Source organism: uncultured Psychroserpens sp., from assembly GCF_947500255.1.
In the GTDB taxonomy this organism is placed as follows: Bacteria; Bacteroidota; Bacteroidia; order Flavobacteriales; family Flavobacteriaceae; genus Psychroserpens.
In genome coordinates, this window is the sequence record NZ_CANMRL010000005.1 from 167,899 (window position 1) to 182,317 (window position 14,419).

General features: G+C 32.1%; 12 protein-coding genes. 1 reads left to right on the forward strand and 11 read right to left on the reverse strand.

All coding sequences use genetic code 11. The features are described 5' to 3' along the window. Window positions 1-49 precede the first annotated feature (49 nt). The 6 genes from Q0783_RS14405 to aroB form a co-directional block, all read right to left on the reverse strand. Window positions 50-982 (reverse strand): hypothetical protein, encoded by a 933-nt coding sequence (locus tag Q0783_RS14405; protein WP_298896265.1) that lies wholly within the window; start codon window positions 980-982, stop codon window positions 50-52. Next, window positions 979-1,998, reverse strand: a complete 1,020-nt coding sequence (locus Q0783_RS14410) for a TlpA disulfide reductase family protein (protein WP_298896267.1) — start codon at window positions 1,996-1,998, stop codon at window positions 979-981. Before Q0783_RS14410 ends, Q0783_RS14405 begins: the two co-directional genes overlap by 4 nt. Before the next feature lie 108 nt (window positions 1,999-2,106). Further along, entirely contained in the window at window positions 2,107-2,994 is an 888-nt protein-coding gene (locus Q0783_RS14415; protein ID WP_298896269.1) for an MBL fold metallo-hydrolase, read from the reverse strand. Then, the gene (locus Q0783_RS14420; RefSeq protein ID WP_298896271.1) at window positions 2,991-3,599 is read right to left on the reverse strand and encodes a GNAT family protein; all 609 of its coding nucleotides are present in this window, start codon (window positions 3,597-3,599) and stop codon (window positions 2,991-2,993) included. Before Q0783_RS14420 ends, Q0783_RS14415 begins: the two co-directional genes overlap by 4 nt. A 93-nt stretch (window positions 3,600-3,692) precedes the next feature. Beyond that, a complete protein-coding gene (locus Q0783_RS14425; RefSeq protein WP_298896273.1) occupies window positions 3,693-4,385 on the reverse strand; it encodes a DUF6624 domain-containing protein in 693 nt (230 codons plus the stop codon). Window positions 4,386-4,540: 155 nt separating this feature from the next. Continuing rightward, window positions 4,541-5,617 carry a 3-dehydroquinate synthase gene (gene aroB, locus Q0783_RS14430; RefSeq protein WP_298896275.1) on the reverse strand — a complete coding sequence of 359 codons (1,077 nt, stop codon included), beginning with the start codon at window positions 5,615-5,617 and terminating at the stop codon, window positions 4,541-4,543. 83 nt (window positions 5,618-5,700) lie between these two features. On the opposite strand from aroB, the gene Q0783_RS14435 reads away from it, so the two are divergent. Continuing rightward, the gene (locus Q0783_RS14435) at window positions 5,701-6,873 is read left to right on the forward strand and encodes a proline dehydrogenase family protein (RefSeq protein ID WP_298896277.1); all 1,173 of its coding nucleotides are present in this window, start codon (window positions 5,701-5,703) and stop codon (window positions 6,871-6,873) included. 52 nt (window positions 6,874-6,925) lie between these two features. On the opposite strand, the gene Q0783_RS14440 is transcribed toward Q0783_RS14435, so the two are convergent. The 5 genes from Q0783_RS14440 to Q0783_RS14460 form a co-directional block, all read right to left on the reverse strand. After that, the gene (locus Q0783_RS14440) at window positions 6,926-9,268 is read right to left on the reverse strand and encodes a polysaccharide biosynthesis tyrosine autokinase (RefSeq protein ID WP_298896279.1); all 2,343 of its coding nucleotides are present in this window, start codon (window positions 9,266-9,268) and stop codon (window positions 6,926-6,928) included. A gap of 18 nt (window positions 9,269-9,286) precedes the next feature. Further along, a complete protein-coding gene (locus Q0783_RS14445; protein WP_298757661.1) occupies window positions 9,287-10,072 on the reverse strand; it encodes a polysaccharide biosynthesis/export family protein in 786 nt (261 codons plus the stop codon). Between the two features lie 33 nt (window positions 10,073-10,105). Further along, window positions 10,106-11,998 (reverse strand): nucleoside-diphosphate sugar epimerase/dehydratase, encoded by a 1,893-nt coding sequence (locus Q0783_RS14450; RefSeq protein ID WP_298896281.1) that lies wholly within the window; start codon window positions 11,996-11,998, stop codon window positions 10,106-10,108. Continuing rightward, complete coding sequence (locus Q0783_RS14455) at window positions 11,995-13,119, reverse strand: aminotransferase class I/II-fold pyridoxal phosphate-dependent enzyme (RefSeq protein ID WP_298896284.1); 1,125 nt, start codon at window positions 13,117-13,119, stop codon at window positions 11,995-11,997. The genes Q0783_RS14450 and Q0783_RS14455 overlap by 4 nt, the downstream gene beginning before the upstream one ends. Window positions 13,120-13,335: 216 nt before the next feature. After that, window positions 13,336-14,340: a polysaccharide deacetylase family protein gene (locus tag Q0783_RS14460; protein ID WP_298896285.1), complete on the reverse strand. Its 1,005-nt coding sequence runs from the start codon at window positions 14,338-14,340 to the stop codon at window positions 13,336-13,338. Window positions 14,341-14,419: the final 79 nt, after the last annotated feature.

Here is a 14,419-nt window from a genome sequence, read left to right on the forward strand (position 1 = left end):
TTAGAAAAGAAGCTTCAAGAGAAGATTTTGGGAAGTATTGAATATGTTCTTATTTATTGAAATACTCATAGTCATAGCTTATCGAAAAGCGTTGTTCGTCATTTTCATAAACATCTACTTGACTCAACAAACCATTGTCCATATATATATGTTTATATAGAAAGTGATTATCAAGACTCATGCAAGGGTCGCTAAAATAGGTGTATTTTTCTTTAATGCTTCCATTAGTGTTATAGGACATTCTTGTCGTTATCGCTGTTAGTACTTCTCTATTTCCAAAAGTCATGTTGTTTAATCTTTCGAGATAAGAAGGATTGATTTCTATTTTTTCAATTAGTCTATTGGAATTATCATAGCTATAGGTGATGGTATTATTAACTTGATAATTTGTAAAATGGAGTTCTTTTATTAAGTTTTGATTGCCGTCGTATTCATAAGTTTTAACATATAAATCTTTTAACTTAGGTTCACTAGACTCACTTATGATTTCTATTTTAGTTGTTTTACTTAAAAGCTTATTGAAATCTGACCAAACCTGCAAAATGGTTTTTCTATCGATTGTATTATTTTCATTTTTAGTTTCACTTGTAGTTTGGATTAAATTTCCTCTTTTGTCATAATCATTTTTATAAACGCCATCTTTATCTTTAATTAAATTGTCATACTTGTCATAGGCGTATTTAAATAATTTAACATCTGTGGTATCTGTTTTGTCAATCCACTGCAATGCAATTTTGTTGTTGTTTTTATCATATTTACTCCTATAGAATGTGCCAAGACGCCCCATGTCCCATTCAATGACATTGCCACGTCTATCATATGCTTTAAAAAAGGATGTGCAGCCACCGTTAGAGCCAGTAAAGCAATGTTTTTCAAATGATGATTTTAATTGGTTTTTTGCAATGATTTTTTTGTCATTATCAACTTGCGCAAAAGACCATTGGATCATTAGAACGCATAGAAAGCTTATGATTTTTTTCATTTTAAGTGCTCTTCAATATCTTTATAATCATTAGTGTTTTTAATTATATTTCCTTGATTATCAACAAGCATATAGGTTGGAAATGTGCTTATATACATATGCTTGGTTAGTCTGTCGTCATAATTATCGACGTCTCTAAAGTTTGCCCAATTATAGGAATTACTATCAAGGTAGTTCATCCACTTTGAGTGGTCTCTATCTATAGACACACCAATAAGTTCTATGTTATTCGCTTTTAATTTATCTAGTTGCTTTGATATGTATTTATGGTCTTTTACACAAGGTTTGCAATCTACAAACCAGAAATCTATAAGATAGGTTTTTCCTTCAGAAAATGTAATACCTGAAAGCTCCTTACTGGTATTATAAAATCTATGTTTGGAAATGTCAATGGTGTTTACGGTTAAGAGGTTTTCGATTTTTTTGAAATCATTAAATAAGTGGTTTTTAATGTTTTCGGGTTGGCGATTTAAAATAGTGTAAGCTTTTTTTAATGCTTCTTTGTCCTGCATATTCTTATTCAAAAATTGTGAGGTCACATGAATTGAAAAGGGATTTTCTATATGTGCTTCTAATTCTTGCAACAAAAATTCGTTTTCTGAAGTACTAATTTTTGATGAATTTGATGACATCTTTTTATATCGTTTACTAAAGTCTTTGGCTTTGTAGTAGAGGCTAGATCCTATAACTGTATCTATTTCTGCTTTATTTGTAATGCGACCTTTAATTTGTAACTGTTTTCCATCTAACCACATTTGATTCATTATCAATCCATTTTTTGTATAAAAATTGATATTGTATAAATCGTTGATGCTATCATTTAAATCAATATTCATGGTATTTGAAAATGGTAAAAACTGAAATTCTCTGTCTTGTGTTATATTGGAAATAAATACACTATCAATTTCAATATCAGATTCAAAATAGAGATTTAAATCTGATAATTCCTTTTTGCGTTCAGATTGACAACTAGTTATTATTACTGAGAAGAGGGCAAGTATTAAGAACTTTTTCATAGATAAGTATGCATAGATTTTGATTGATTTTGCTTCTTCCAACAAGATAGCAAAAAGATAAATACATATGTATTAGTTTAACAAAAGCTTAGATACAGATTAGGCTAATTATTTTTCGAAATAATGAACTTCGCCTAACTGCATTAACAATGTAATATTTGAAAACCGTTCACGTAATTCCTTTTGATCACGCTTACTAAAATCTGGTGGAATATGTGTAGCTATGATATGTTTTGGAGCAAGAAGATCGTTCACTTGACTAATATCACTATCGTCTAAGAGTAACCAATAGGGCAGGATTGCTATATCTAGTGTTTTGTTTTTAATATCTAAGGTTTTAACAGGCTCACGAGTTAAACTCCAATCGGTATCACCAACATGCAAAATGTTGTAACCACCTAGGTTAACTAAATATGCAATATTCTCAGTTTTATTGTGTCGTTTAGGATTGGTATGATCACACTGAATTGCTTCAATTTTAATTCCTGTGGCATTAAAAGAATGTGCTTTTTTATTATATGGAACAGGAAAAAATCGACTAGACATGCTGTCTAATTTTGTGTGAAGTGTAACAACATCTTTCATTAACTGAGATGAACCTATAACATAAGCCTCATCACTAGATTCAAGATATTGTTTTGCATATTTTCCACTAAAATGATCACCATGAAGATGCGTAAAGAGACAGAACTCTATTTTGGAAAAATCCTTGAATTCTCCTTTTATTAATTGATTGACCATAGTTTCTGGAGGATAGACATATGGTTTGTCATAATACTCATGTAAACCGTCAATGATAACAGTTTTATCATCATACTCTAAACAAACTCCCATATTTCCAGTATAGACTAATTTAAGTGTGTTTTCAGTATCTGAATCCGGAACTGTTTGATGTTTTAAATAACCAGTAGTACTTGAGTCTTGCTTAGAAGTATTGGTCTGACAAGCAATTAAGCAGATGCTATACATTATTAGAATACATTTATTTAATCTCATGTGATTTGATTTAATCTTTTTTGTAATTGGGATTTAACCGAAGATTCCCAATCTGTTTTTAAAATACTCATCAAAACGGCATCTGTACGACCTATGCCATCTATAGCTGGAAAAATGTTGCGTAAAATACCTTCTTCTTTACAACCTACACTTTTCATGGCTGCAATACTAAGGTCATTTTCAACATAAGCTCCCAGTCCAATTCTTTCAGCACCCATGTTTTCAAATGCAAATTTAAAAAGTAGGTATTTACAGTGTTTATTTAACCCAGTACCTCTAAATTCTTCTCCATACCAAGTATAACCTAGTCTGATAGCTTTTAATATTGGAACAATTTCACAGTATCTTGTACTTCCTGCAAATTTATTTTTGATTTTATCAAAAACGATAAAAGGGTAGTCCTTTTCAGCTTTTCGATTGTCTATAGTAGATTGAATATATGCAGTAAGATTTTCAACGCCATCACCTTTTATAAACGAATATTTCCATATATCACTTTCATTAGCGATATCAATCAAATCATGAACATGTTCAATTTTTAGCGGACTTAGTTTTACAACATCGTCTTCTAAAATATAAGTCTCTTTAAAGTTGAAGTTAAGCATTTAGCCTATTTTATATCATGAAACTAAAGGTAGTAAAAAAGGTGATACTATGTTTTGATACTTGTGTAGTTTAAAATGCTGATTAGATAGATGTCAATTGTTAGTATCTGCATTCTCTTGCTGTTTTCTTACAAATTCTGCTGTTCTTTGTAACTGTTCTTCCAGGTTCCATTCGAAGTCAAAACGGTTTCGTAAAAATTCAGCAATGGGTTCTAGACCAATTTCGGCTCTTCTTTTGTCAATATTTTTGGGATCATAAACAGGCCATACATTGAAGGTTTTGGTTTCACGATAAAATTTCATTTGACCACCGTAAATTTGTAACTCTCCTTTTTCTGTAGCAATTCTATCTGCAGCTCTTACTAAAAAACGAGGTTCTAGTTTTTTGTCTTTTACGGCCTGTGTCATCATGGGAAGGTATTTAATTCTGATCTCATTATCAGAATGTTGAATCACATTGCAGAGTGTTTGATTACCTTGTTCGCCTCCAATCATTTCTCTTGTTGGCCAACCGTACTTGTCTAGAATATCAATTACTTTTTTTTCATTTATAACATGATTCTTCTTATAAATGTCTTGTTGTACTTGAGCTTCTTTTGATTCTACACCATAAATGTCCATTAAGGAGTCTCGCAATCTTATAGGTTCCTGCTCAGTTCTCCATATGGTGTCCAAAACAGCAATTAGATTTACATTTTCATTGTTTAAATCTGTTGATGTTTTAGTTTTTGTTTTATTTGTGCAAGACATAAATAAAAGCACATAGAATGCTAGTAGAAATCGCATTAAAATTGTTTTCATAACGTATATTATTATTGCCATCGTTTTTTGTAAAAGGTATATCCAAGCCATAACAGGCCTAAACTAATACTAATTGCTACACTTTGTATGTTGTATATCTTTATATTCTTCCATATACTAAATATATCAGATTAAAGATTCTATTTTAATGATTTGGCATAGAATTCAAAACCTCTTTCAATCAAATCATTATCTACTAAACAATCAATCTTTGGACGTCCAATTTCAGTTAGTAATACAAAATTGATATTACCATGCTCATTTTTCTTATCATACTTTAATAAATCGATAATTGCATCATAGTCAGACGTTGAGATTTCAACATGCTTGTAGATATTATTAATAGTTGCAGTGATGTATTCTAAATCTTGTTTAGGAAAGCCCAATAATTCCGAAGAAATAAAACATTCTAAAACCATACCAATAGCGATAGCTTCTCCATGGAGTAATTCTTCTTTTTCAGGATGACTTAAAAAATAGGATTCTATGGCATGGCCAAGCGTATGACCAAAATTAAGATGTTTACGTTCGCCTTGTTCTAGAGGGTCACTCGTCACTATATCTTTTTTAATGACTACAGATTCATGAATTAAAACGTCTAAATCCTCCAACGTGAGCTGAGATAAATCGGTAAGCTTATCAAAGTAATTTTTGTCTTTTATAAGTCCGTGCTTTAGCATTTCAGCTAAACCAGATTTCATTTGATTTTGTGGTAGTGTGTCTAAATAGGACGTATCAATGATCACCATGTCACCAGAACTGATAACGCCAACTTGATTTTTTAAAGTACCAAGATCAACACCTGTTTTTCCGCCAACAGATGCATCAACCATAGCCAGTAATGACGTTGGGATATTAATATATTTAATACCGCGTTTGAATGTGCAGGCTACAAATCCGCCAAGATCCGTCACGACACCACCACCAAGATTGAGTAGTAGGCTTTTACGATCTGCACCAAGTTCAGATAAAGCATTCCATACACCAACACAAGTTTCTATAGTTTTAAATTGTTCGCCAGCATCAATTTCAATAACCTCTATAGTTCTAGATGTATTAAGCTTTGACATAAACTTTGATAGGCAATGTTCATGTGTGTTACTGTCTACAAGGATAAATATCTTCGAGAAATTATGAGTATCAATATAAGCATTGAGCTCTAGGTAAGCCTTGGTATTAAAATGAACAGTATAGGTTTTGGTTGTTATAGAATTCATACATATTTAGAAAGTGGAAAATTAGCGACTTTTACTAACATAATAACTACTGAATAATTATTTTTGTTATATATTTTTTACAAATGGATACAAATACTCTTTTTGATAATACTGAAGTTGCTTTTGCACTCAAAAACGATTCCCAACTAGAACGCGCCTATTTTCTTTTTAAAATGATTTCTCATGAGCCTTTGGTAAGAATTGGTACAGCGGCTACTAATTTTGCTTTAAAAGCCAAATTACCTGTTGAAGGTTTAATTCGTTCAACAGTATTCGATCATTTTTGTGGTGGTGTAAACGAAGAAGATTGTTTGCCTGTAATCGATAAGATGTATACTAAAGGGGTGAGTTCGGTTTTAGATTATTCGGTAGAAGGGAAGGAAGAGGAATCAACCTTTGATGAAGCGAGAGATAAGATTATAAAGATTATCAAATTTGCAGATGAAAAGGAAGCAATGCCAATTGTAGTATTTAAACCAACAGGTTTTGGGCGCTTTTATTTGTATCAAAAGAAAGGAGAAGGACAAATATTTACGCAAGAGGAGCATGAAGAATGGAATAGAATAGTAGACCGATTTGATATGGTTTGCCAATTAGCTAAGGAAAAGGATGTTGAAGTACTGATTGACGGCGAAGAAAGCTGGATGCAAGATGCAGCAGATGAGCTTTGTGAAGATATGATGCGTAAGTATAATATAGAAAAGCCCATTGTGTATAATACCTTACAGACTTATCGATGGGATCGTTTAGAGTATTTAAAAGCAATTCACGAACGTGCAAAAAAAGGCAATTTTAAAGTTGGATTTAAAATCGTTCGAGGCGCTTATATGGAAAAGGAACGTAATCGAGCAGAGGAGAAGGGCTATAAATCTCCAATTTGCGAAACCAAGGAAATTACTGATGAAAATTTCAATACGTGCATGAGATATATTTTAAATAACTTAGCTGATATCTCCTTATTTATAGGAACTCATAACGAAGAGAGTTGTTATATAGCAATGGATCTCATGAGAGATTTGGGTATTGATAAAAAAGATAATAATGTTTGGTTTGGACAACTCTATGGAATGAGTGATCATATTAGTTTTAATTTGGCAAAACATGGTTATAATGTAGCTAAATATGTTCCTTTTGGGCCAGTAAAAGACGTTATGCCTTATTTAATACGTCGTGCCGAAGAGAATACTTCAGTTGCTGGGCAAACAAGTAGAGAGCTTAATTTGTTGAAGCAAGAAAAAAAACGCAGACGGCTTTAAGCATAAAAAAATCCGCAAGTTGTGCGGATCTTTTCGTTAGGTTATTATTAAATTAGAAGGGTTTGTACCATTTTTTCTTTCGTGTAGGGTTATTTCCATAGCCATAACCATAGCCTTTCTTTTTCACTGTTCCATTAAGTAACGTTACCATACGCGGTAAACGCTTTTCTTCATACATGGTTTGTGCGATATGCAATTGGCGCTTGTCAATATTGTTAGCACTAATAACATAAATAAAAATATCTGCATGATCGCTAATCAAAAGGGTATCTGTTACTAATCCAACAGCAGCTGTGTCAACAATAATATAATCGTATTGTTCTTTAACATTTTCGAAGAGATACTTTATGCGATCACTCATTAACAACTCTGCAGGATTTGGAGGTATGGTTCCTGAAGGAATCACATCTAAAAATTCGTTGTCCTTAACACTAACGGTAACATCTTTGATGCTTAATGATTTGTCAGAAATGAAATCGGTAAGTCCTTTATCACTTTTTATTTTCAAATAATCATTAACTCTAGGGACTCTAATATCTGTTTCTATAAGTAATGTCTTTTTCTCAGAAAAAGAGAATGAACTTGCTAGATTGGTCGTAGTATGTGATTTTCCTTCTTGGGCTGTAGTAGAGGTTACAAAAACAGTTTTACATTTTTTGTCTACTTTTTGAAGCATGAAATTAACATTAGTTCTAATAATCCTGAAGGCCTCTGCTTTAGGAGAATAATCAACTTTGTTTACCACTTTAGTTTTGGTGTCAGCCTTGGGTATATCACCAATAAAAGGTGCTTTAACTAATCGTAATACATCTTCTTTACTATGCACTTTAGTGTCAATTAGATCTTTAGCATAAATAAATGACACTGGGATTATAAGACCAATTAATATAGCAGTTAAGTAAATAATTTTCTTTTTAGGCGCTACTGGATCGTCATTTGTGTAGGCATAATCGATAACTTTAGCGTTTGCCGTAGACATACCAAGTGTAATAGCAGTTTCTTCACGCTTTTCCAGTAAATAGAGATAGAGTGATTCTTTGATATCTTGTTGACGTTTTATATCTCTGAACTGACGCTCTTTTCCTGGTGCAGAATAAATTTGCCCACGAATTCTAGAATCCTCTCTGTTTAAGTTATTTAAAGTAATTTGATTGGCATCTTTAATATTGCTTAAACTTTGATTAAGATTGTTTTTTAAGGCATTTATTTGATCATTCAGTTTAATAACCGTTGGGTTTTTGTCACTTGAATTTTTGAGAATACGATCACGTTGAAGTACCAAGTTATTATGATTCTGGGTTATTTGAGCTACATTACTATCGGTTATACCAATGTCTGCAGGTAGTAAATCAGTACCAGAATCGTTGTTGTTTAGTCGGTCACTCATAAATTCAACTAATTGCAATTGATTGCTAGTTTGATTGATCTTTGCTTCTGTTTGACGTTCACTTTCTAGAAAGATATTAGACTGAGATGATAAGGCAGTTAACCTGTTGTCTTTTTGTAATTTTTCAGCTGTAAAATCGACCTGTTCTAATTCGTTTGAAACAACATTTAAACGGTTAGTGATAAAATCTGAAGTGGCTTTTACAATGAGTTCTTTATCATTAATGACATCTGCATTGTATTTCTTAATGACCTCGTCTAATATTAAACGCGCCTTTTCTTTAATGCTTTCGTTTAAGGATAGTTTTATAACATTGGATTTATCTGTGGTTCCTATCTTAACCTTAGATAAATAAGCTTCTACAACACTGTGAATTGGTCTAATATGTATTTCAATAAAGGAACCTGGTTGAGAGCCATATGCATCAATATTTGGTGTAATAACAAAGTCGCCAAAAGACCCTTTGACACGGTCACCAAAACTATGCGTTGTGGTTTCTCCATCATCAAACTCTAAAAGTTTATTCGTATTTACTTTAGACAATTCATATTGTTGAGCAGATATAATTTTTATGTATAGTGATTTGTGCACATCGGCTAGTACAGAATCGCTTAAGAAGAAATTTATATCAACAGGAGGGTTGGAGTAGATTTCTTCTTTTTTTACTTTTCCGCTCACATAGTAGCTAATATTTAGCTTTAGATCTTTAACGACTTGAGTAAGTATAGAGCGTGATTTAATTACTTCTATTTCATCCACAACATTTGGAAGTGTAGATGAAAGTCCACCATTTTGTAAAGAAGATATTTCAGATAAACTTCTTGAGTTTTCATCTTCTTTTAATTTTATTGTAGCATTGGCTTGGTACATAAATGTACTATATCTAATTTTTACAAATGCTGCAGCTAATGCTATTAATAGACAAAAAGCGATGAGTTTCCATTTTGATAAGTATAACTCAACTAAGTTTACTATAGTGTCTTTATTTGTTAGGGAATCTTGAGACATGATACTATAAATCTATTATTAGTTTCTGAAAATGAAAATTGCAGCTACTGTTGCAAGCGTTGAGATTGCAGAAATTAAAACACCTGTATTTGGCGTATAGGAAGAGGTTTTAATTCTTGCATTATTTGGCTCTACATAAATGACATCATTCTGTGTTAAATAATACACAGGAGAATTCACAACGTTTATAGACGTCAAATCATACTTTGCATATTTTTTCTTTCCATCAACTTCACGAATTAAAAAAACGTTATCTCTCTTTCCATAAATCGTTAAATCTCCTGCCAAACCTAATGCTTGTGTCAAAGAAATACGTTCACCTTCAACAGTATATGCTCCAGGTCTGTTAACTTCTCCAAGAACCGTCACTGTAAAATTGATAAGTCGTATATTCACAATAAACTCCTTTACATATTCGCCAATCTTCTCTTTGAGCATAGCCGTTGCTTCTACGCGTGTAAGTCCGCCCATTTTTATAGTTCCAAGTACTGGAAATTCGATATTACCTTCAGGATCTAGTAAATATGTTTGTCTTAAAACGGTTGGTTGATTAGCAGCGCCTCCAGAAGTGTTATAAGCAACTGCAGGTAAATTAAACGCAGCTACAGATTCGGAAATTTCAGCAGACACATCTATGGTTAATATATCATTTGGTTTATATCTAATTTGAAAATTATTATCCAATTCACTCAAACTTACATCTGTAATTGGCTCATCTTGAAAATATACAAGCTCTTTTCTTGTTCCGCAAGATGATAGTATTACAAAAGAAAATAAAAGAAATAATTTTAAAGTGTTACTCATATTTTGATGCATAATATTTTGATTTGGTCAGATTTATTTTTTTGAATCTAAGACTTCGTATTTAGAGTTGTTAGAAATGTATTCTGGAATAATTTCTTTGATTAAAGAAACAATTTCAAGATTTTGAGACTTAGAATTTAAAGTACATAAAGTTGCAATCTTATCACTTATGGTCAAAGTGTCGATCGCTTTAGTTTTAGCAATCATAATCTTTTCATGATAAGTTGGTCTTGTGTTTTCACCATCGGCTAGTAATTCTTCATAAATTTTTTCACCAGGACGTAAGCCCGTTATTTTAATCTTAATATCTTCAGGATATCTCAACCCAGAAAGGATAACCATATTTTTGGCGAGGTCATAAATTTTCACAGACTCTCCCATGTCAAACACAAAAATCTCTCCACCATTACCCATGGTTGCAGCCTCTAATACTAACTGACAAGCTTCTGAAATGGTCATGAAATAACGAGTAATGTCTTTATGTGTTACAGTTAATGGTCCTCCATTTTCTATTTGCTTTTTGAACAATGGAATCACAGAACCATTAGAGCCTAATACGTTACCAAATCGAGTTGTTATAAATTTTGTCTTTCCTTTTCCTTGTAAGCAATTAACATAGAGCTCAGCAATACGTTTGGTCGCTCCCATAACGTTTGTTGGGTTTACAGCTTTATCAGTAGAAATGAGTACAAATTTGTTTACGCCATGTTTTACAGATAAACTAGCGATGTGTCTTGTGCCACCAATATTTACGCTTACAGCTTCGTAAGGATTATTTTCCATTAAAGGCACATGTTTGTAAGCTGCGGCATGAAATACAATTTTAGGTTTATGAATCTGAAATAGTTGTTCCATACGTCTAAAATCTCTCACATCTGCAACAATAGCTGTAAATTTCTTTACGTCTTTTTGAACAAATTCCTGTTGCAATTCATAAAGCGGTGATTCTGCAGTATCTATAAGAATCAGTTTTTTATAATTATAATTTGTCGCTTTTCTAGCTATTTCACTACCAATAGAACCTGCTGCTCCTGTGATTAAAATAATCTGATTTTCATATTCATCTAAAAGGGCTGGATTAGTTATCGAAATAGGATCGCGCCCTAGGAGATCTTCAATATTTACCTCTTTTATTTGACCAACACTTAAGTCGCCATCAATCCAGTTTTGAACAGGAGGTACGATTTTTACTTTTAAGCCAAGCTCAAATAAAAGCCCTGATATTTGCAACAATCTAGCCGACTCAATATTTTGGATAGAAATAATAACTTCCTCAACTCTATATTTTTCAATAAACTTTGGAGTGATCTTATCTAAACTATACACAGATAGTGTATTTATCTTTTTACCTATTTTTCGTTCATTATCATCAATAAAACCTATAATGACGTGACTATTCTTTGGATCATTCGTTATGGCGTCATAAGTAATCATACCAGAATTTCCTGCTCCAAAAATTAAAACACGTTTTTGTGTTTTAATATCTTGCATCAACTTATTGTACATGGATTTTATAAACAGTTTAAATCCAACGAGAAATAGAATGTTGAGAAGTAAATGAATATAGATTATAGATCCTGAAATATTAAAAATGCTTTCATAATTTAATCGTCTGCTGAAAAAGGTAGATACAATTAAAATGGTCGCTAAAATATTGACACCTATAATTATATTGATGACATCTTTAAAACCAGTAAATCTTACAACACCTTTGTAAGATCCAACAAGTAAAAAGCTAATAAGAGCAGCTAAAAATACAAACGGAATTTGTTTAAACATGACTACAAAATCAAAATCTAGATTGAAATTGAATCTTATAATATAGGCAGCAATAAAGGTAAACGCTACGATATTTAAATCGAAAAGCATTACCAACCATTTGGATGCATATCTATGTGAAATATTTTGTAGTAGACTTTTAATCATGCTCTAAAATACGTTTTTATTGCTGATGTTACTCTATTTATTTCATTTTCAGTCAAGTTAGAGCCGCTAGGTAAGCACAATCCTTTTTCAAATAAATCGTCAGAAATACCATTAAGATATTTTGGAGCATCTTTAAAAATGGGCTGTTGATGCATTGGTTTCCAAAGCGGTCTGGTTTCTATATTTACTTTTTCTAGTGCTAATCTGATTGATTCTCTCATGGTTTCAGAGGACGTTAAAAGACATGATAACCAGCGATTAGAAAAACACCCTTCAGGTTCATCAAAAAACTGAAGTTCAGCTATATCTTTTAGGTGTTCTTTATATGTATTAAAGTTTTGTCTGCGTGCCTCTACACGACTATCTAAAACTTCCATTTGACCTCTTCCTATACCAGCTAAAACATTAGATAATCTATAATTATAGCCTATAGATGAATGTAAATATTCTACAGCCTTATCTCTGGCTTGAGTAGCTAAAAAAACAGCTTTCTCTTTTAGTTCAACATTTTTGGTAACAATAGCGCCTCCACCAGAAGTTGTAATAATCTTGTTTCCATTAAATGATAACACTGCGATATCACCAAATGTGCCACACTTAACCGATTTATAAGTACTGCCAAGAGCCTCGGCACTATCCTCTAAAACTGGAATATTATAACTATTGGCTACACGATGAATTTCTTCAACATTGTAAGGCATACCATATAGATGTACAGCAATTATGGCTTTTGGTTTTTTTCCTTTATCAATACGATCTTTAATAGCTATTTCCAATTGTTCGGGGCACATATTCCATGTGTCACGTTCACTATCAATAAAAATTGGTGTAGCACCTTGATAGACTATTGGATTTGCTGAAGCAGAAAATGTCTTTGTTTGACAAATGACTTCATCACCTTGACCAACTTCTAATAAAATAAGACCGATATGAATTGCAGCTGTGCCAGAACTTAGGGCAGCAACATGACTATCTTCTTTGAGATAGTTTTGAATATCGTTTTCAAAACCATTAACATTAGGCCCTAAAGGGGCTATCCAATTAGTTTCAAAAGCATTGTTAATATAAGATTGTTCTTTTCCGCTCATATGAGGGGATGACAACCAAATTTTTGATTCCATAATCAACTTGTTAAGTAAGTTTATTACTATACAGCGTCTTGTTTAGCGAGGGATTTGGGTGAAATTTTATTGAATTACTACCTAGTTTATAGGTAAGAATCAGAAAAATTTCATGTTAAATATGCATTAATACCATAAAACCAACCAAATAAACACGATAAAAAACAATTTTTCACGTTAACTTAGAATTGTAGCTTTTGTAAGAAAAGTTTAATTTTAAGAAGTAGACTTTATTTTAGTGGCTAAACCAGTCATAGTCTCACTCTCAAAACCATACTTCTTATTGAGCTTTCGATAAGTTTTAAAGACCTCTTCGAGGTTTTTAAAATTGTCATCCATTTGAGCTCCAAAGTTATGGGGATGCCACCATAAGTGATACAGTTCATTTTTCTTAGCAGCATGAGTCATAGCTTTTTTAATTCGTCTAACTTTTAGTGGTTCTAAAAATTTGAGTTTGCTACTGTACGCTCTAAATAATCTACTAGATGGAAGGTTAAGTACATCTTTGTTTTGGTTAATCTCTTTTGTGTTATAAGTATTAGCTCCTGTTACATTGACATAGGAGTCTAAGAGTCTTAAAAATTTAAATATGTACCAACCATGATAGGATTTGGTTGTATGAATATTATAGATATATGCTTTTTCTTTACCTCTAAATGATGTTATACCATGTTTGTGGCACACATCTAAATATGGTTTATCTATTGGCTTGTCGGCCTCAATCATATTTCTAGGAAATACAATACTCTTAAGATCGATACCTAAGGGTTGGGCAATAGCTATTGCCGCTTTCAGATCTTCATCAAATTGTTCAACAGTTTGACCGTGTTCATGACAATAGAAATGGCAAAATGTATGAGTGCCTATTTCATGATTACCGTTATCTCTAATTTTTTTGATTCCAGAAATTGCATAATGGAAGGGATCATTGTCTTCATTATCACCAATAGAATCAATAAGTGGATACGGGCTAAATTTTTTATGAAGGTATGTAGGTTTATGCTTTGGGAGGTGATTTAATAAATCATTTTTGTCTTTGGCAAATAAAAAACCAACGGTAGAGAACGTGATTTTTACACCATAAGCATCGCTCATCTCTAAAAGTCTGTCTATCACTTTTCCAACATTAGCGAGATTTTCTCTGTATTCATCAACAGATTTCTTATCAAAAACTCCCCAATGAATTTCATAATCTAAAGAAATAACAAAATGACCGTTCATAGCATGATTTAAATTCGCATCAAATGTAAATAAAATTAACAGTATTTTTTAATTCTCTTAATTGATTATAACTTTATAA